Source organism: Micromonospora sp. URMC 106 (assembly GCF_051386395.1).
Lineage (GTDB): Bacteria > Actinomycetota > Actinomycetes > Mycobacteriales > Micromonosporaceae > Micromonospora.
Window position 1 is genome coordinate 20,289 of record NZ_JBPQTP010000013.1, and the last position, 17,442, is coordinate 37,730.

Genomic DNA, 17,442 nt, shown 5'->3' on the forward strand with positions numbered 1-17,442 from the left:
CGGCCGGACCGGGCCGACCGACGCCTCCCGGGGGTCAGTCCGTCGGCGCGGGTGCCGGCGCCCGCTCGACCACCGGCGCGCCCATCCGCCGCCGCAGGGAGGTGGTCGCCAGCGCGAGGGCCAGCACCACCAGCAGCGCGGAGACCGTGATCAGGATGATCGCGGTCCGCCGCACCGAGCTGGTCTGGCCGCCGTCGCGGAGGGCCGGGACGTTGGCGGCCAGCACGCCCTGCGACCCGGTCGGCGCGGGCGGCGACGCCACCGGGGTGGCCAGGGCGGCGGCCGCGGTGATCCGGAAGCTCATCTGCACCTGCCGGGCCCGGCCGGTGCGCGGGTCGAGCTGCCCGAGCGCCGCGCCGGACAGCGGGGCCTGCCGCTGGGCCTCGGGCGTCGCGGAGACCGGCAGCCGCAGGTGGGCCGTGCGGCCGGCGGGAACGGTGCCCAGGTCGCACCGGGTGCGCGCCGGGCTGACGGCGGTGCAGCCAGCCGGGGGCGCGGGCACGGTCACCCCGGCCGGCAGGACCACCTCGATTCGCCCGGCGGCGTCGACCCGGCCGGTGTTGCCCAGGCGTACGTCCAGCGCGCTCGCCCCGCCGCTGATGTCGAAGGCGACCTCGCCGGCCTCCAGTTTGATCCCGGGCACCGGCGGGCCGGGCGGGAAGAGCACGGCGAAGCCCTCGTTGTCGCTCGCCGGGGCCGCCCCGGGGACGGTCGCGGTGACCCGGACGGAGCCGCTGAGCGGCATCTGCCGCCAGGCGTCGCCGCTGACGCGTACCCGGAGCAGGGTGCTGAACCGGGCGCCCGGCGCGCTCGTCCACTCCCCGCAGCGGTGTTCCCCGCCGCCGGCGTCCGCGCAGCCCTTCGTGCCGGCGTCGGTCAGCCCGGCCGGGAGCGTGTAGGCGAGCCGGATCCGGGCGCGGGCGGCCCCGGTGTTGGTGACGGTCACCCGCAGCGTGGTCACCGTGCTCGGCGCGTTCCAGTACGCGGAGGTCAGGGTGACGTCCCCGGTGGTGACGCGGACCCCGGCCGGGGGCGGCGACGGGCTGCCCGGAGCGGGCACGGACGGTCGGACCGGCGGCGCCGACGGCGGCGGGGGCGGCGTGCTGGCGGTCGGGGACGTGGTGGTCGGCGCCGGCTCCTGCGGGGCCGTGGTCGTCGGGGCCGGTTCGGTCGTCGCGACCGGCGGCGTCGTCTCCGGCGGCGGCGACGCGGTCGACGGGGCCTCGGTGGGGACGACGGTGTCGGTCGGGTCCGCCGTCGGCGGCTCCTCGCCGGGCTCGCCGGCCGGCTCCGTCGCGGCGGTGGCGAGCCGGGCGGGGGTGGTGGCCGCGGTCGCCCAGCCCGGTACCGCCGCGACCGTGAGTCCGACCGCGAGCGAGATCGCCAGCAGGGGCACCGTGCGCCGGTCACGCACCCGTCGGCCGGGCCGTACGTCCACGCGGGCCATCTGTCCTCCGGTGACGATGAGTGAGGGTTCAATATTCGACAACTGTTGTTCAGTGGCACTAGTCCCGCCCGGAAACAAATCCGTAACGCTCGGCCGGCCGCGCGGGGCGGTAGGCTGAGCGACCGTGACCGGTTACCTGGGCTCGTACGCGACGCTCGGGCTGCTGCTGCTCGCCAGCGTCCTCTTTTTTGTTACTGCGTTCTCGGCCAACCGGGTGTTACGTCCTGCCCGTCCGGCGGATCCCTTCGGCAAGCGCACCAGCTACGAGTGCGGCCTCGACCCCGTCGGCGCGGACTGGGCGCAGATGCAGATCCGTTACTACGTGTACGCGTATCTCTACGTACTGTTCGCCGTGGAGTCGGTCTTCCTCTTCCCGTGGGCCGTGGTCTTCGACCGGCCGGGGTTCGGGTTGGTCACGGTCGTGGAGATGGCGGTCTTCGTCGCGGTGCTGGCGCTGGGCATCCTCTACGCGTGGCGCAAGAACATCCTGCGCTGGACCTGACCTGACCTGATCTGACCTCGCCGGCCTGACTCGCCCGTCAGGCGAGGCCGCGCCGCGTCGCCGTGGGCGGACGGTCGCCGCGGATCGAGGCGACCATGTCGAGCACCCGGCGGGTGGGACGGACCTGGTGCGCCCGGAACACCCGGGCGCCCAGCCAGGCGGAGACGGCCGTGGCCGCCAGCGTCCCCTCCAGCCGCTCGGCCACCGGCAGGTCCAGCGTCTCGCCGATGAAGTCCTTGTTCGACAGGGCGACCAGCAGTGGCCAGCCGGTGTCGGTGAGTTCGTCGAGCCGGCGGGTGATCTCCAGGGAGTGGCGGGTGTTCTTGCCGAAGTCGTGCGCCGGGTCGATCAGGATCCCGTCGGTTCGTACGCCCAGGCCGACCGCGCGCTCGGCGAGCCCGGTCACCGTCGCGACCACGTCGGCGACCACGTCCGGGAAGGCGGCCCGGTGCGGCCGGGTCCGTGGCGCCAGGCCCCCGGCGTGCGAGCAGACCAGCCCGGCGCCGGTCTCCGCCGCCACCCGGGCCAGGGCCGGGTCGGCACCGGACCAGGTGTCGTTGAGCAGGTCGGCGCCGGCGGCCACCGCCTCCGTCGCGACCTCGGCCCGCCAGGTGTCGATCGAGATCACCACGTCGGGGAAGGCGGCCCGGACGGCGGCGATGGTCGCCACCGTGCGCCGGATCTCCTCGGCCACGTCGACCTCCGCGCCCGGGCCGGCCTTGACCCCGCCGATGTCGATGATCTCGGCGCCCTCCGCGACCGCCCGCTCCACCGCGCGCAGCGCGCTGTCCTGGGCGAACGTCGCGCCCTGGTCGAAGAACGAGTCCGGCGTCCGGTTGACGATCGCCATCACCACCAACTCGCCCGGCCCGAACGTGCGCCCACCGAGCCGAAGCGTCCCGGCCATATCGCCTCCTGAAGGTCCGCGCCGTCGACCCGTCCCCGCCGCGGGCCGATCATGACGCTAACCGGTCCGCCGTCGCGCCGGCCCGTCCGGTGCCAAGGTCGGGGTGTGGCCGTCGGACAGGTCGGTGGAGTGGTGGGCTCGCTCCGATCCGTTCGACATGCCACGATCTGTGCATGGATCGGGTTCTGCTCCTGCTCGTCGTGGCGCTGACCGTCGCGGCCGTGGTGTTCGGCGTGACGGTGCTGGTCACCGGCCGGGATCCCGGCCTGGTGCCGGCCGAGCCGGACGGGCGCGCCGTGCCGCTGCCGGGTGCCCGTCCGCTGCGCGAGGCCGACGTGGGCGAGGTCCGGTTCGACACCGCGCTGCGGGGCTACCGGATGGACCAGGTCGACCAGGCGATGCGCCGGGCGGCCTACGACATCGGCTACAAGTCCGAGCTCATCGGCGTGCTGGAGGCCGAGGTCGCCGCGTTGCGCGAGGGGCGGACGGCGGACGCGGACGCCCTGCGCCGCGCCCGGGAGCAGGCGGCCGGGGCGACCGCCACCGAGCCGCCGTCGGAGGCCCGGGGGACGGTGCCGGTCGGGGCCGACCGGCCGGACGCGGCCGCAGACAGGGACGTGGTCGTCGAGCCGGTCCCCGCGTTCGCCGCCCCGGGCGCCGGGTCGGCGGCGGGTGACGCGACGCCGACGGGCGCCGCCGCCCGTCCCGGCGACGCGCCAGCCGACCGGGCGGGCGACGCGCCAGCCGACCGCGCGGGCGGCGACGGCGCCGCGGACCGCGTCGGCCGGGCGGGTGCCGAGCGGTCCACCCAGGAAGAGCCACGCGAGCCCCGGCGCGAGGACCTGACCGGCGCGGGCGACGGCGGCGCGGCGGCACCGGCGGGCGACGGCGGCGCGGCGGCACCGGCGGGCGACGGCGGCGTGACGGCACCGGCGGGCGACGGCGGCGAGACGGCACCGGCGGGCGGTGCGGGGCGGCAGGGGCCTGTGCTCCGGTCGGAGTCGGCGTGACCGGATGCGAGGGCGGCGACAACCTGCGCGAGGCGGCCCAGCCCGGCGCCGGCGAGGTCACCGCCACGGTGATCGTCGACGCGCCGGCGGAGCGGGTCTTCGCGGCGCTGACCGCGTGGGAGCGGCAGTCGGACTGGATTCCGTTCACCACCGTCCGGGTGGTCGAGGGGGACGGCGGCGAGGGCAGCCTCGTCGAGGCGGTCACCGCGCTCGGTCCCGCCGTGTTGCGCGACGAGATGCGGGTGGTCCAGGTGGACGCGCCCTACGAGGTCCGCGTCGTGCACTGCGGGAAGCTGCTGCGCGGCCCCGGCGTGCTGCGCTGCACGCCGCTGGCGCGGGACCGCACCCAGGTGGTCTGGCACGAGTGGTTCCACGTGCCCGGCGGCCCGGCCGGCCGGGTGGCCTGGCCGGTGCTCTGGCCGGGGTCCAAGTTCAGCCTGACCCAGGCGTTGCGGAAGTTCGGCCGGCTGGTCGAGCAGGGGCGGCTGCCGTGATCGCGGACGATTTGCGTGATCGACTCGACATCCCCGACAGTCGGGGTGTCGGTTCGACCGGGACGCCCCGATGCCATTGACCTCGGCCTGACAAAGGTCCTGTCTCCGGGGCGCGTACGACGCCCGGGGGCGACGGACCCGTCGGGCCCGTGTCCTAGCGTGTACGCGTGACTGACCTGGTGATCGGCGCCGACGGGCTGCCGCGCTGCGGCTGGGGGACCAGCACTCCGGACTACGCCGCCTACCACGACACCGAGTGGGGCCGGCCCCTGCACGGTGACGACGCGCTCTACGAACGGATCACGCTGGAGGCGTTCCAGTCGGGCCTGTCCTGGCTGACCATCCTCCGCAAACGCCCGGCGTTCCGGCTGGCTTTCGACGACTTCCGGATCGAGGCCGTGGCCGGCTACGGCGAGGCCGACGTGACCCGCCTGCTCGCCGACGCCGGCATCGTCCGCAACCGGGCCAAGATCGAGGCGGCGATCGCCAACGCCCGGGCGGCGCTGGAACTGCCCGAAGGGCTCTCCGCGCTGCTCTGGTCCTTCGCCCCGCCGCCCCGGCCCGCCCGGCCCACGTCGTTCGCGCAGGTGCCCGCGCTGACCGCCGAGTCGACCGCGATGGCCAAGGCGCTCAAGAAGCGGGGCTTCCGCTTCGTCGGCCCGACCACGGCCTACGCGCTGATGCAGGCCACCGGGATGGTCGACGACCACCTTGCGGGCTGCCACGTCGTGGCGGCCGAGGCGGCGTGATGGGATGGAGACCATGACGACCGACACCGCGCACCGGGTGGACGGGGCGGCCCCCGCCGACGGCACGGGCGCCGCCTGGGCCGTGCTGCTGACCAGCGCACGTTACGAGGCAGAGCGGCTCGTCCACCACGACACGCTCGAACTGAGCGGCCTGGCCGACGCCGACCGGCCCCGCCCCGGCGACCGGGTGGCGGTGCTGGTCGACGAGCCGCCCCGGCTGGTGGCGCTGGGGCGGATCACCGCGGCCAGCGGCCAGGACCGGGAGGACCCGGACGATCCGCTGTCCGAGCGGGTCGAGGCGCCGCTCGTGGTGGCGTACACCCGGCGGGCCTTCGACGAGCCGGTGCCGGCCGAGGCGGTGGCGCTCGACGGGCCGGTGACCGCGCTCGACCCGACCGTGTTCCGGGAGTTGGCCGACCGGCTCGGTCCACCACCGCGGCGGCGGTCCTGGCTGGTCAGCCTCGACCTGCCGATCGAGGCCGCGTCACCCGCCGAGGCGGTCCGGCTGTTCTGGGCGTACGTGCAGGAGCTGGGGCCGCGTGAGCTGCCCGCCTTCGTCTCGCCCTCCGGCGACGAGTTGGCCATGCAGGCGTTCGTGCTCGGCGCGGAGGCCAACCAGGATCCGGAGGAGGACGACTGACCCGACGCGGGTGACGTCGCCGCGACGACGCCCACCGGGCCCGAGGGTGCGACGCCCGGCCCGTGCGGCGTCGGCGGTGTGTTCAGGCGGACCGTGAGGCGTCGACGACGCCCGGGGTCCGCACGAAGGCGGTGACGCCGCCGTGGTCTGCACGAAGGCGGTGACGCCGCCGGGTCCGCACGAAGGCGTCGACGTCGCCCGGGGCCGGCCGAGGCGCCTGCGACGCCCGGGGGGCGCCGCAGGCAGCGGCAGGCCGGCGACGCGGCTCCCTCAGTGGCCCTCGAAGACCGGCTTCTGCTTGTTGACGAAGGCGATGGTGGCGGCGCGGTGGTCGGTGGTGCCCCCGCAGATCGACTGTGCCTGCGCCTCGGCCGCCAGGGCGTCGGCCAGGGTGCCCGCGTCGGCGATGGAGAGCTGCCGCTTGATCGCCCCGTACGCGACGGTCGGGCCCGCGGCCAGCCGGGCGGCCAGTTCCTGCGCCGTCGGCAGCACCTGCTCGTCGTCCTCGACCACGCGGTTGAGCAGCCCGAGCTGGCAGGCCTCCTCCGCGCGCACCGGCTCGGCCAGCATCAGCAGCTCGACCGCCTTGGCGTGGCCGACCAGCCGGGGCAGCGTCCAGGAGGCGCCGGTGTCGGCGGCGAGCCCGACCTTGGCGAACGCCATCAGGAAGCTCGTCGACGGCCCGCCGATGCGGATGTCGGCGAGGAAGGCCAGCGAGGCGCCCGCCCCGGCGGCCATTCCCCGCACCGCCGCGACCACCGGCTTGGGCAGGTTGGCCAGCCGGGCGGCGATCGGGTTGTAGTGCGCCCGGACGGTGTCCAGCGGGTTGCCGTCGCTGGACTCCAGCGTCCGCACGTGCTCGCGCAGGTCCTGGCCGGCGCTGAACGACCCGCCCGCGCCGGCGAGCACCACCGCGCGGCAGGAGCGGTCCGTCTCCAGCTCGGCCAGGGTGTCCCGCAGCGCCTCCTTGAGCGCCACGTCGAGCGCGTTCATCGCCGTCGGGCGGTTCAGCGTCAGGGTGACGACGGCGTCGGTGCGGTCGACGAGCAGCGGCTCGGTCACGTTCTAACGACCCTTCTGTCGCGCGATGCGGTTGCCGGCGTCGAGGCACTGCTCGACGTACCGGTCGGCGGCCGGACGCAGTCGGGCCGCGTGCCGGTCGAAGAAACTGGCCGCGGCCGTGCCGGGCCAGCGCTCGGGGAGCAGCGCCGGTGGCAACTGCGGGTCCCGGAACAGGAAGGTACGCCACGCGTGCACGAGCCGGAACCGGGCCGCGTACGCCTCCTCGTCCGGGCTGCGTACGGTGACGCCGGCCAGCAGCGGCCGTTGCTCGGCGACGAACTGCTCGTACGCCCGGCCGATCTCGGTCAGGTCCCAGGCGCGGCGGACGACGCCCATCGCGCCGGGGGTGCCGGAGGTGTGCGCGGCGGTGAACCGCTCGTAGCGCACGCCCGCCTCGTCGAGCAGCACGTCCACGTCCTCGCCGGGGCGGGTGGCCACCCAGGTGCACTCGTCCAGGGCGCCGTAGCCGAGGAAGGTCAGGTTGGCGGCCAGACGCTGACGTTCCCGCCGCGAGGTGGGCGCCTCCAGTACCAGCAGGTCGAACCGGCCGTCCCAGGTGATCCGGCCGGTCCGGTAGATCCGGGCCGCCGCCTCGTCGAGCCGGCGGGCGGCTTTCGGTGTGATCGAATATCCCGGGCCGGAGGTGAGCCGGCAGGGGTCCAGCCACCCCTGGCGGACCATCCGGGAAACCGCCGTACGCACGGCGGGCGGGGCGATCCCGAGCGGCGCCAGCAGCCTGACCAGGGCGGCGACGGGTGCCCGGCCGCCTCGCGCCCGGAGGTGGTCGCCGTACAGGTCGAAGAGTGCCGACCGTGCCTGCATGACCGCACATTGTGACAGGCCTTCTCAGGATAAGCTAGATGCTGTTACATCAATGCTGCTTCGGTTTGGGTCCGGCGGTGTTCATCAGGGAAAATCGTTGGTCGACACCCCCGCGTAGGTTGCGGGTGGTCAAGACGAAGTGGCTGTGGGGCAACCCACCGACCCTGGTGTAGGTCTGAGGGGAGACAACATGGCGGCGATGAAGCCGCGGACGGGCGACGGTCCGCTGGAAGTCACCAAGGAGGGCCGGGGCATCGTCATGCGGGTCCCGCTGGAGGGCGGTGGCCGGCTCGTCGTCGAGATGACTCCCGACGAGGCCAACGCGCTCGGTGACGCGCTCAAGGCGGCCGCCGGCTGACCGAGGAGCGGTCCGCGCGCCCGCGCGGACGTTTCGTCAACCCCTGAGCCACCGGCCCCGCCGGTGGCTCAGGGTCTTCATTTCCCGCGGAGCGCGCTCCGCGAGCTTTCTGGAGGTACGGCTCCGCGTGCTCGCCATCCGTCTGCTCGTCGAGCCGGAACGGCCCGACACCCTCGTGCTGCCCGTCCGGCCGGGTCCGACCGACGACGCCCCGGCCCGGCCGGCCACGACCGACGTCGCGTTGCCCGACGGCGTGGCCGAGGAGGCCGCCGCCCTGGTCCCGGCCGCGCGCTCGACCGGCCGGTCGGGCGAGCTCCACGCGCAGCTCCGGCCCGGGCGTGACCCCGGCCGGCTGTTGCTGCTCGGGATCGGTGCGGGCGACGAGGCGGGCTGGCGGACGGCGGGCGCGGCGCTGGCCCGGGCCGCCCGCGATGAGACGCGCGTCACCCTGGCCATGCCGGCCGGGGCCACCCCGGCGGCGGTACGCGGACTGGTCGAGGGGCTGCTGCTGGCGTCGTACCGGTTCCGGCTGACCGACTCCGGCAGTGCTCCCGCGCTGGCCGGGGTCGACGTCGTGGTGGCCGACCCCGACGCGTACGCGACGGCCGTCGAGGCCGCCCGCACGACCGCCCGGATGACCCGGCTCGCCCGTGACCTCACCAACACCCCTTCCTCGATCAAGAACCCCGAGTGGTTCGCCGGCCAGGTGGCCGTCGCGGCGGCCGACGTCGACGTGCCGGACCTGCACCTGCGGGTACGCGGCCCGGAGGAGTTGGCGGCGGAGGGCTTCGGCGGGATTCTCGCGGTCGGCGCCGGCTCGGCCAGCGGCCCGCGTCTGGTCGAGCTGGACTGGCGGCCGGCCGGCGCGCGTACCCACGTGGTGCTGGTCGGCAAGGGGATCACCTTCGACACCGGCGGCATCTCGATCAAGCCGGTGCCGGCGATGAAGCTGATGCGCAAGGACATGGCCGGCGCGGCGGCGGTGGTCGCGGCCACCCTCGGCGCGGCGGCGCTGCGGCTGCCCGTCCGGGTCACGACGCTGGCGCCGCTGGCGGAGAACATGCTCAGCGGCTCGGCGTTCCGCCCCGGCGACGTCATCCGCCACTACGGCGGTACGACCAGCGAGACCACCAACTCCGACGCCGAGGGGCGGCTGGTCCTCGCCGACGCGCTCGCCTACGCCGTCGCCGAGCTCAAGCCCGACCTGCTGATCGACCTCGCCACGCTGACCGGCGCGAACGCGGTCGCGCTGGGCAAGCGGACGGGCGCGCTCTACAGCGAGAACGACGGGCTCGCCGCCGACGTGCTGGCCGCGATCGGCGCCGCCGGCGAGGCCGCCTGGCGGATGCCGCTGCCCGCCGACTACACCGAGCACCTCGGCAGCGAACTGGCCGACCTGCACAGCTCCCCGGACCGGGGCGCGGGCTCGGTGATGGCCGCCCTGTTCCTGCGCGAGTTCACCGGCGAGCTGCGCGACCGGTGGCTGCACGTGGACATGTCCGCGCCGTCGTGGGCCGAGGGCGACGACGCCGAGCTGACCAAGGGCGCGACCGGCTGGGGCGTACGCTCGCTGCTGCGCTGGCTGGGCACGCTGGCCTGACCGGCGGACGCCGCCGGCCCCCGGCGGGCCGGCGGCGGGTCAGCACTTGACGGCGGCGAGCAGCCCGTGGCCGACCGGCAGCAGCGCCGGGATCCAGTGTTCCGACTCCCGGATCGCCTTGACGGTCTCCCGGATGGTGACCGTCTCGACGTCCCGGGCGGCGGGATCGCCGATCCGGCCGTCGGCCAGCATGCCGTTGAGCGCCAGCACGCCACCCGGGCGCAGCAGCCGCAGCGCCGCGTCGACGCAGGCGGCGAACCCGGTCGACTCGGCGTCGACGAAGACCAGGTCGTACGCGCCGTCGGCGAGCCGGGGGAGCACGTCCAACGCCCGGCCGGTGATGATCCGGGTGCGCCCGGCGGCGAAGCCCGCCTCGGCGAAGATGCGGCGGGCGATCCGCTGGTGCTCCACCTCCACGTCGATGGTGGTGAGCACGCCGTCGGCGCGCATGCCGCGCAGCAGCCAGACCCCGCTGACCCCGGTGCCGGTGCCGATCTCCACCACCGCGCGGGCGCTGCCGGCGGCGGCGAGCAGCCGCAGCGCCGCGCCGGCGCCGGGCGTCACCGCGTCGAGGCCGACCTCGCGGGCCAGGCTGCGGGCGGTGCGCAGCACGAGATCCTCGGTCACGTACGACTCGGCGAACTGCAGGGTCTGGGCCGTCGAGGTGCCGGAACCGGCGACCGTGGCGATGACACACCTCCGGGCGGCGCGAGTGGTGCGGGGGCGGGTGGGCACTGTGAGCCTAGAGGCGACGCCGAACGGGCGCAGCCGCGCGTCCGCCACCTGACGATCACGGCCGGCAACCGGTGACTGAGTCCGTGGCATCCGTGTAATCCTGGAAGCGGCATTCCGTCGATCGCGACCGGGCGACCCCCTCGCCGGGTCGGTGGAGCGCGGGATCCGGGGAAGGACTGGGAGGCACCGACGTGACCGACGGCTGGGACTGGCGCCAGCCGGGGGGAACTCCGGCACCGGCGCGACCGCCGGGGCCCGGATACCCGCCGGTGGGGCCGCCGACTGCGCCGCAGGGCGCCACGGGCGGCCCGACTTCGCCCTGGTGGTCCGACGCGCTCGCCGACCCGTGGCGCGATCCGGCCGCGCCGGCCGCCGTGGTGGTGCCGGCCGCGCCGGTTCCCGGCACGGAGCCGGAGCCGGTCAGCGACCCCGACGCCCCGCGCCGGCCGACGTTGCGGCAGTTGCTGCTCATCCCGCTGATCACCGCGCTGCTCGCGGGCAGCCTCGGCGGCGCGCTCGGGTACGCCTTCGCGGTCCGCGGCGGCGCCGGGGGCGGGACAGTGCTCGGCGCCGACCCCCAGGCCCCCGGCCTGGCCCAGCGCCGGCCCGAGTCGCTCGCCGGGGTGGCCGAACGGGTGCTGCCCAGCGTGGTGACCGTCCGGGTGACCAGCCTCGGCGGCACGAGCGAGGGGTCCGGCTTCATCGCCAGCGCCGACGGGCACGTGATCACCAACGACCACGTGGTGGCGGGGGCGACCGGCAAGGCGTCGGTGGTCTTCAACGACGGCAGCTCGGCCCCGGCCACCGTGGTCGGGCAGGACCCGGAGTCCGACATCGCGGTGATCAAGGTCTCCCGCACCGGCCTGCGCCCGGTCGAGTTCGGCGACTCCGACGCCCTGGCCGTGGGCGACCCCGTGCTGGCCATCGGTTCGCCGCTCTCGCTGGCCAACACGGTCACCGCCGGCATCGTCAGCGCGCTGGACCGGACGATGCAGGCCGGCGAGCCGGGCGGCCCCACGCGCTACTACGCGGCGATCCAGACCGACGCGGCGGTCAACCACGGCAACTCCGGCGGCCCGCTGGTCGACGGCGCGGGCCGGGTGATCGGCGTCAACTCGACGATCAAGTCGCTGGTCTCGGACGGGCAGGAGGCGGGCAACATCGGCCTGGCCTTCGCGATCCCGATCAACCAGGCCAAGCGGGTCACCCAGGACATCATCGGCACCGGCAAGGCCCGGCGCACCGTCATCGGCGCCCAGGTCGGCGGGCCGGGCGCGGGCACCGGCGGGGCCGGCGTACGCCTGGCGGCCGTCGAGCCGTCCGGGCCGGCGGCCGGCGCGGGGCTGAAGGCCGGCGACGTGATCCTGAAGCTCAACGGGCGGCCGATGACCGAGCCGACCGACCTGATCGCCCTGGTGCGCAAGTACGCGCCCGGTTCGGTGGTGACCGTCGAGTACCGTCGGGGCTCCAGCCGGCAGAACGCCTCCGTGACGCTGGCCGCAGACGCGAAGTAACGGCCGGTCACCCCCTCCCCGCGCGGCGTCCGACGTGCGTAGTCTTGCTGCTGACGCCGAGAGGAGGCCCGCGCAGTGTTCGACAACCTGAACTGGTGGGAGATCGGTGGGCTGCTGCTCCTGGCGCTGCTGATCTTCGGTGACCGGTTGCCCGCGGTGATCAGCGATGGCCTGCGGATGGTGCGCAACCTGCGCAACATGGCCCGCAACGCCACCACCGACCTCAGCCGGGAGCTGGGCACCGACATCCAGCTGGAGGATCTGCACCCGAAGGCGTTCATCCGCAAGCACCTGCTCAGCGAGGAGGACGAGCAGGCGATCCGGAAGCCGCTGCAGGGCGTCTACGACAACCTCCGCGCGGACGTCACCGGCGTGCACAACGAGCTGAAGGACGTCGCCTCCGCCGCGGACCTGCGGTCGAACGGCGCCCGGCCCGGCACCGCCACCGGCGGCGCCCCGGCCCCCGCCCCGCGCGTCAGCTACGACGACGCCACCTGATCCCGCCGCCGCGTCAGCCACGACGACGCCACCTGATCCCGCCGCCGCGTCAGCCACGACGACGGCGCCCGGCGTCCGCCCGCCAGCAAACGGCGACGGGGCGGCGCTCCCGGGGGAACGCCGCCCCCGTGCGGGTGGCGACAGCGCCGGCTGCGGCCGGCAGGCGGTCAGCGGCCGGCGGGCTTGAGGCCCAGCGGCTTGCCCAGCAGCGACTCGCGCCGCAGGGCGAGCCGGTCGGCGACCCGGCCCAGCGCCTTCGCGGCCGGCGACTCCGGCTCGGCCAGCACGATCGGGGTGCCCTCGTCGCCGGCCTCGCGGACCCGGGTGTCGAGCGGAATCTGCCCGAGCAGCGGCACCTGGGCGCCGATGGTCTTGGTCAGCGACTCGGCGACCGTCTGGCCGCCACCGGAGCCGAAGACCTCCATGCGCGAGCCGTCCGGCAGCTCCAGCCAGGACATGTTCTCGATGACGCCGACGACGCGCTGGTGGGTCTGCAGGGCGATCGCGCCGGCCCGCTCCGCCACCTCGGCGGCGGCGGCCTGCGGCGTCGTGACGACCAGGATCTCGGAGTTGGGCAGCAGCTGGGCCAGCGAGATGGCCACGTCGCCGGTGCCCGGGGGCAGGTCGAGCAGGAGCACGTCGAGGTCGCCCCAGTAGACGTCGGCGAGGAACTGCTGCAACGCACGGTGCAGCATGGGGCCGCGCCACACCACGGCGGCGTTGCCGGCGGTGAACATGCCGATCGAGATGACCTTCACGCCGTGCGACTGCGGCGGCATGATCATGTCCTCGACGCGGGTCGGGCGGCCGTCCGCGCCGAGCATCCGGGGCACCGAGTGGCCGTAGATGTCCGCGTCGACCACCCCGACGGAGAGCCCACGGGCGGCCAGCGCCGCGGCCAGGTTCACCGTCACGCTGGACTTGCCGACGCCGCCCTTGCCGCTGGCGACCGCGTACACGCGGGTGCGGGAGCCCGGCTGGGCGAACGGGATGACCGGCTCCTGGGAGGCGCCGCCGCCCCGCAGCTTCGCCTGGAGCTCCTGGCGCTGCTCGGGGCTCATCACGCCGAACTCGATCTCCACGCCGGTCACCCCGGGCACCGCGCCGACCGCCGCGGTGATGTCCGAGCGCAGCTTGTCCTTCAGCGGGCAGCCGGCGACGGTGAGCAGCAGCTCGACCCGTACGACGCCGTCGTCGCCGACCTCGGCGGAGCGGACCATGCCGAGTTCGGTGATGGGCCGGCGGATCTCCGGGTCGTTGACGGTGGCCAGCGCGGCCTGGATCGCGTCGGAGACGGTGCTGACGGGTGCTGACATGCCCGCAATGCTACGTCGGCGGCGACCCCGCACCGCCGCCAGCGCGGCCCGGTGTGAGCGAATCGATGACCGCGGTTGGGGGTGGACGGCGTACGGCGCGAAGTGGGACGATCGAGGCGAACGCCGCTCGCCCGGCCCCTTGGGGCAAGCGGCGTTTCACGCGTCCCGGCCCTCCGGCCGGCCGTCCCGGGCCCAGTCGCCGTCCAGGTCGTCGCGGGGTTCGTCCAGCCCCTCCCCGCCGAACTCGCGCTGTGCGGCCCGCTCCTGTTGGCGGCGCTCCAGCCGCTGCCGGCGGTGGCTCGCCTCGTCCAGCTCCTCGGCCAGCCGGGCCAGCTCGGAGCGGAGGAAGTCCCGGGTCGCCACCTCACCCATCGCGTTGCGCAGCGCGGCGATCTCGCGGGCCAGGTACTCCGTGTCGGCCTTCTGCATGGTCGCCCGCCGGCGGTCCTCCTCCAGCGACACCCGGTCCCGGTCGGCCTGGCGGTTCTGCGCCAGCAGGATCAACGGGGCCGCGTAGCTGGCCTGCAGGGACAGCATCAGGGTCAGGAACGTGAAGGTGTACGGGTCGAAGCGCAGGTGCGCCGGGGCCAGGGTGTTCCAGCCGAACCACAGCGCGATCACGATCGTCATGTAGACGATGAAGTTCGCGGTCCCCATCCCCCGGGCGATGCCCTCGGACCACCGGCCGAAGGCCTCCGGGTCGAACCGGGGCAGCTTGACGCCCCTGGGCTCGCGCGGCTGGTCGAGCCGCTGCGCCCGTCGCTGGTCAGCCATCCGCGCCGCCCACCGGCTCGGAGGGGGTCGGGCTCGCGCCGGCGTCCCGGTCCCGCCAGTCGCGGGGCAGCAGGTGATCCAGCACGTCGTCGACCGTGACCGCGCCGACCAGCCGGTTGTTGCGGTCGATCACCGGCATGGCGACCAGGTCGTACGTGGCCATCCGGCGGGTGATCTCCGGCAGCGGGGTGGTCGCCCGCAGCGGGTCGATGTCGTTGACCACCACCCCGCCGAGCAGGTCCGCCGGCGGCTCGCGGAGCAGCCGCTGGAAGTGCACCATGCCGAGGTAGCGGCCCGTCGGCGTGGTCATCGGCGCCCGCGACACGAAGACCTGCGCGGCGATCGCGGGCGAGAGCTGCGGTTCCCGGATCCGGGCCAGCGCCTCGGCGACGGTGGCGTCCGGCGGCAGGATGACCGGCTCGGAGGTCATCACGCTGCCCGCCGTGCCGGGCGTGTACTTGAGCAGCTGACGCACCGGGTCGGCCTCGTCCGGCTGCATCAGGTCGAGCAGCACGTCCTGCTCCGGCGGCGGCAGCTCGCTGAGCAGGTCGGCCGCGTCGTCCGGATCCATCTCCTCCAGCACGTCGGCGGCCCGCTCCCGGTCCAGCGCGGCCAGGATCTCCACCTGGTCGTGCTCCGGCAGCTCGCTCAGTACGTCCGCCAGGCGCTCGTCGTCCAGCGCGGCGGCGACCTCGTTGCGCCGGGTGTCGGGGAGGTCCTGGAGGGCGTTGGCGAGGTCGGCCGGGCGCATATCCTCCAGCACCGCGAGGAGGTTGGCGGTGCCCCGGGTGTCGGCGATGCCGCTGAGCCCGCGTACCCGCTCCCACTCGATCTGGTGCAGGTGACCGCGGCGGGTCAGCCGGCCGGTCTGCTCGCGTACGGCCACCCGGGTCAGCGACCACTCGCCGCCCCGGCTGCACTCCATCGCCACGTCGACGACCGAGCCGGGCTGCCCGCCCGGCTCGACCTGCACCCGCCGGTCGAGCAGCTCCTGGAGCACGAGCAGCTCGTTCGGTCGCTTCTCGAAGCGCCGCAGGTTGAGCGTGCCGGTGCCGAGCACGACCGCGTCCGAGTCGATGGAGGTGATCCGGTTGATGGAGAGGAAGATGCGCCGCCGCATCGGCATCTCGGCGACCAGACCGACCACCTCGGGTGGGCGTTGCGTCGGTCGCAGCCGGGCCACGGCGTCGCGGATCCGGCCCACCTGGTCGCCGTTGGGGTCGAAGACGGCGACCCCGGCGAGGCGGGCGATGTAGATCCGGGTCGGCGTGGTCACGGGCACCAGCCTAAGCGCCTAGTGTTTATCAACATGTCGACCTTGGCCTACGAGATCGTGGACGTCTTCACCGACCGCCCGTTCGCCGGCAACCCGCTGGCCGTGGTGTTCGGCGCCGAAGCGCTGGCCACCGAGCAGATGCAGGCGCTCGCGTGTGAGTTCAACCTCTCCGAGACGGTGTTTGTGCTCCCGCCCACCCAGGTCGGCGCCACCTACCGGGCCCGCATCTTCACCCCCGCCGAGGAGCTGCCCTTCGCGGGGCATCCCAGCGTCGGCGCGGCGGTGACCGCCAGCCGCCGGGGCCTGTTCGGCGCGGGGCAGGTCACCCAGGAGTGCGGCGCCGGGGTGCTTCCGATCGAGGTGACCGCGACCGGGGCGACGCTGACCGGCGGCGTCCCCACCCTCGGCCCCGAGCTGGACCCGGAGCCGCTGCTGGAGATGGCCGGGCTGAACGCGGACGACCACGTCGGTCCGGCACCCCGGGTGGCCGGCTGCGGGCTGGAGTTCCCGTACCTCCCGGTCCGTCCGGACGCCGTGGCCCGCGCCCGGGTCAACGCGGCGGCGGCACAGCGGTACGGCGTGGAGCACGTCAGCGTCTTCTCCTGGGACGCCGCCGCGCAAACCGCGCACGCCCGGGTCTTCGTTCCCGGCCTCGGTGTGCCGGAGGACCCGGCCACCGGCTCGGCCGCCCTGGGGCTCGGGGTGTGGCTGGTCGCCAGCGGCCTGCTGCCCGCCGACGGGCGCGCGGAGTACACCGTCCACCAGGGCATCGAGATCAACCGCCCGTCCGTGCTGGCCTGCACGGTGACCGCCGCCGGTGGCCAGGCGGTGGGCGCCACCGTGGCGGGCCACGTGATGCCGGTGGCCCGGGGCGAGATCATGGTCCCCCCCTTCGTCGGCTGACCTCCGTGGCCGGCCGGTGGCGCCGTGGCCGGCGCCGACCCGGCGGACCGGGTGAGGCTGACGGGACCGGGGCGGGTGCGGGAGGATGCCGGGGTGACCGACGCGGACCGGACCAGCACGCCGCTGGTCGACGAGGCGATGAAGAAGGCCGCCGTGGCCTGGGTGAGCGTGCCCGGCGGGCCGGCGCTCGCGCTCTGGTGCGTGCCCCTGGAGGGGGCGCTCTTCGTGGTCAGCGGCCCGGGCGAGCAGTCCGCGCCGGGGCTGGTCGACGCCACCGAGGCGCAGGTCACCCTCCGCGGTGACCACGGCGGGCGGATCGTCACGTGGCCGGCCCGGGTGAGCCGCCTGGCGCCCGGCACCGAGCACTGGGAGACCACCGCCCCGCTGGTCGCCGCGAAGCGCCTGAACGCGCCCGGGCCGACCGCCGACCTGGTGGCCCGCTGGGCGGCCGAGGGCTGCGCCGTGAACCGGCTGACCCCGGTCGGGGAGCCGCTCGCCGGCGCCGACCTGCCCGCCGGCTCGCTGGCCGAGGTGCCCCGCGAGACGCCGGCGGTCCGGGCCACCCGCAAGCCGTTCCGCCTGCACCGCGTCCGCCGCCGCTGAGCCCGGCCGGCCGGTCACGCCGCCGAGGCTGGTGGCCGGTCACGCCCCCGAGGCTGGTGGCCGGTCACGCCGCTGAGCCCGGCGACCGGTCACGTCCCCGAGGCTGGTGGCCGGTCACGTCGCCGAGGCTGGCGACCGGTCACGTCGCCGAGGCTGGTGGCCGCTCCCGCTCCCGCTGCCGCTGCCGAGCCCGGCCGGCCGCCGGTCGCGCCGCCGGGTCGGAGGTGTCGCC

The 17,442-nt window shown here is 75.2% G+C and carries 18 protein-coding genes and 1 pseudogene; 11 read left to right on the forward strand and 8 right to left on the reverse strand.

The window, feature by feature from the left end:
* Nucleotides 1-34 precede the first annotated feature (34 nt).
* Nucleotides 35-1,447 carry a hypothetical protein gene (locus ACSNOB_RS06650; protein WP_436685734.1) on the reverse strand — a complete coding sequence of 471 codons (1,413 nt, stop codon included), beginning with the start codon at nt 1,445-1,447 and terminating at the stop codon, nt 35-37.
* 124 nt (nt 1,448-1,571) lie between these two features.
* Here ACSNOB_RS06650 and ndhC point away from each other — a divergent pair, with 124 nt between their 5' ends.
* A complete protein-coding gene (gene ndhC, locus ACSNOB_RS06655; protein ID WP_393102307.1) occupies nt 1,572-1,949 on the forward strand; it encodes an NADH-quinone oxidoreductase subunit A in 378 nt (125 codons plus the stop codon).
* A 37-nt stretch (nt 1,950-1,986) separates the two neighbouring features.
* Here ndhC and folP read toward each other — a convergent pair whose 3' ends face one another.
* Complete coding sequence (gene folP, locus ACSNOB_RS06660; RefSeq protein ID WP_436685735.1) at nt 1,987-2,856, reverse strand: dihydropteroate synthase; 870 nt, start codon at nt 2,854-2,856, stop codon at nt 1,987-1,989.
* 173 nt (nt 2,857-3,029) lie between these two features.
* On the opposite strand from folP, the pseudogene ACSNOB_RS06665 reads away from it, so the two are divergent.
* The 4 genes and pseudogenes from ACSNOB_RS06665 to ACSNOB_RS06680 all read left to right on the forward strand — a co-directional run.
* Nucleotides 3,030-3,680, forward strand: a pseudogene (locus ACSNOB_RS06665) (DivIVA domain-containing protein); the annotation flags it as partial.
* 182 nt (nt 3,681-3,862) lie between these two features.
* Complete coding sequence (locus tag ACSNOB_RS06670) at nt 3,863-4,360, forward strand: SRPBCC family protein (protein ID WP_436685736.1); 498 nt, start codon at nt 3,863-3,865, stop codon at nt 4,358-4,360.
* A gap of 167 nt (nt 4,361-4,527) precedes the next feature.
* Nucleotides 4,528-5,109, forward strand: coding sequence for a DNA-3-methyladenine glycosylase I (locus ACSNOB_RS06675; RefSeq protein WP_436685737.1), 582 nt, complete (start codon nt 4,528-4,530; stop codon nt 5,107-5,109).
* Between the two features lie 13 nt (nt 5,110-5,122).
* Complete coding sequence (locus tag ACSNOB_RS06680; RefSeq protein ID WP_436685738.1) at nt 5,123-5,749, forward strand: hypothetical protein; 627 nt, start codon at nt 5,123-5,125, stop codon at nt 5,747-5,749.
* A 270-nt stretch (nt 5,750-6,019) separates the two neighbouring features.
* Here the strand turns inward: ACSNOB_RS06680 and ACSNOB_RS06685 are convergent, their stop codons facing one another.
* Nucleotides 6,020-6,811 carry an enoyl-CoA hydratase/isomerase family protein gene (locus ACSNOB_RS06685; RefSeq protein WP_436685739.1) on the reverse strand — a complete coding sequence of 264 codons (792 nt, stop codon included), beginning with the start codon at nt 6,809-6,811 and terminating at the stop codon, nt 6,020-6,022.
* Nucleotides 6,812-6,814: 3 nt separating this feature from the next.
* Nucleotides 6,815-7,633, reverse strand: coding sequence for a PaaX family transcriptional regulator (locus ACSNOB_RS06690; RefSeq protein WP_436685740.1), 819 nt, complete (start codon nt 7,631-7,633; stop codon nt 6,815-6,817).
* A gap of 190 nt (nt 7,634-7,823) precedes the next feature.
* Between ACSNOB_RS06690 and ACSNOB_RS06695 the strand changes: the two genes are divergently transcribed.
* Nucleotides 7,824-7,991: a DUF3117 domain-containing protein gene (locus ACSNOB_RS06695; RefSeq protein WP_007455245.1), complete on the forward strand. Its 168-nt coding sequence runs from the start codon at nt 7,824-7,826 to the stop codon at nt 7,989-7,991.
* A gap of 127 nt (nt 7,992-8,118) precedes the next feature.
* Nucleotides 8,119-9,591 carry a leucyl aminopeptidase family protein gene (locus ACSNOB_RS06700; RefSeq protein WP_436685741.1) on the forward strand — a complete coding sequence of 491 codons (1,473 nt, stop codon included), beginning with the start codon at nt 8,119-8,121 and terminating at the stop codon, nt 9,589-9,591.
* A 39-nt stretch (nt 9,592-9,630) separates the two neighbouring features.
* Here the strand turns inward: ACSNOB_RS06700 and ACSNOB_RS06705 are convergent, their stop codons facing one another.
* Nucleotides 9,631-10,218 (reverse strand): O-methyltransferase, encoded by a 588-nt coding sequence (locus ACSNOB_RS06705; RefSeq protein WP_393102911.1) that lies wholly within the window; start codon nt 10,216-10,218, stop codon nt 9,631-9,633.
* A gap of 299 nt (nt 10,219-10,517) precedes the next feature.
* Between ACSNOB_RS06705 and ACSNOB_RS06710 the strand changes: the two genes are divergently transcribed.
* Nucleotides 10,518-11,840 (forward strand): S1C family serine protease, encoded by a 1,323-nt coding sequence (locus ACSNOB_RS06710; protein WP_436685742.1) that lies wholly within the window; start codon nt 10,518-10,520, stop codon nt 11,838-11,840.
* Nucleotides 11,841-11,915: 75 nt separating this feature from the next.
* Entirely contained in the window at nt 11,916-12,338 is a 423-nt protein-coding gene (locus tag ACSNOB_RS06715) for a preprotein translocase subunit TatB (RefSeq protein ID WP_393102317.1), read from the forward strand.
* Between the two features lie 167 nt (nt 12,339-12,505).
* Here ACSNOB_RS06715 and ACSNOB_RS06720 read toward each other — a convergent pair whose 3' ends face one another.
* The 3 genes from ACSNOB_RS06720 to ACSNOB_RS06730 all read right to left on the reverse strand — a co-directional run bounded on the left by ACSNOB_RS06720 (nt 12,506) and on the right by ACSNOB_RS06730 (nt 15,704).
* Nucleotides 12,506-13,654: an Mrp/NBP35 family ATP-binding protein gene (locus ACSNOB_RS06720; RefSeq protein WP_436685743.1), complete on the reverse strand. Its 1,149-nt coding sequence runs from the start codon at nt 13,652-13,654 to the stop codon at nt 12,506-12,508.
* 156 nt (nt 13,655-13,810) lie between these two features.
* Nucleotides 13,811-14,428, reverse strand: a complete 618-nt coding sequence (locus ACSNOB_RS06725; RefSeq protein WP_393102319.1) for a DUF1003 domain-containing protein — start codon at nt 14,426-14,428, stop codon at nt 13,811-13,813.
* A complete protein-coding gene (locus ACSNOB_RS06730) occupies nt 14,421-15,704 on the reverse strand; it encodes a magnesium transporter MgtE N-terminal domain-containing protein (protein WP_436685744.1) in 1,284 nt (427 codons plus the stop codon). Before ACSNOB_RS06730 ends, ACSNOB_RS06725 begins: the two co-directional genes overlap by 8 nt.
* 33 nt (nt 15,705-15,737) lie before the next feature.
* Here ACSNOB_RS06730 and ACSNOB_RS06735 point away from each other — a divergent pair, with 33 nt between their 5' ends.
* Both ACSNOB_RS06735 and ACSNOB_RS06740 read left to right on the forward strand, forming a co-directional pair.
* Entirely contained in the window at nt 15,738-16,607 is an 870-nt protein-coding gene (locus ACSNOB_RS06735; protein WP_436685745.1) for a PhzF family phenazine biosynthesis protein, read from the forward strand.
* 93 nt (nt 16,608-16,700) lie between these two features.
* Complete coding sequence (locus tag ACSNOB_RS06740) at nt 16,701-17,210, forward strand: hypothetical protein (RefSeq protein WP_436685746.1); 510 nt, start codon at nt 16,701-16,703, stop codon at nt 17,208-17,210.
* Nucleotides 17,211-17,442 lie beyond the last annotated feature (232 nt).

Bases quoted from the DNA above. Each gene is read 5' to 3' on its own strand.
- ACSNOB_RS06725 (WP_393102319.1), bottom strand. From the start codon at position 14,428: ATGGCTGACCAGCGACGGGCGCAGCGGCTCGACCAGCCGCGCGAGCCC.
- folP (WP_436685735.1), bottom strand. From the start codon at position 2,856: ATGGCCGGGACGCTTCGGCTCGGTGGGCGCACGTTCGGGCCGGGCGAG.
- ACSNOB_RS06735 (WP_436685745.1), top strand. From the start codon at position 15,738: ATGTCGACCTTGGCCTACGAGATCGTGGACGTCTTCACCGACCGCCCG.
- ACSNOB_RS06680 (WP_436685738.1), top strand. From the start codon at position 5,123: ATGACGACCGACACCGCGCACCGGGTGGACGGGGCGGCCCCCGCCGAC.
- ACSNOB_RS06690 (WP_436685740.1), bottom strand. From the start codon at position 7,633: ATGCAGGCACGGTCGGCACTCTTCGACCTGTACGGCGACCACCTCCGG.
- ACSNOB_RS06650 (WP_436685734.1), bottom strand. From the start codon at position 1,447: ATGGCCCGCGTGGACGTACGGCCCGGCCGACGGGTGCGTGACCGGCGC.
- ACSNOB_RS06695 (WP_007455245.1), top strand. From the start codon at position 7,824: ATGGCGGCGATGAAGCCGCGGACGGGCGACGGTCCGCTGGAAGTCACC.
- ACSNOB_RS06720 (WP_436685743.1), bottom strand. From the start codon at position 13,654: ATGTCAGCACCCGTCAGCACCGTCTCCGACGCGATCCAGGCCGCGCTG.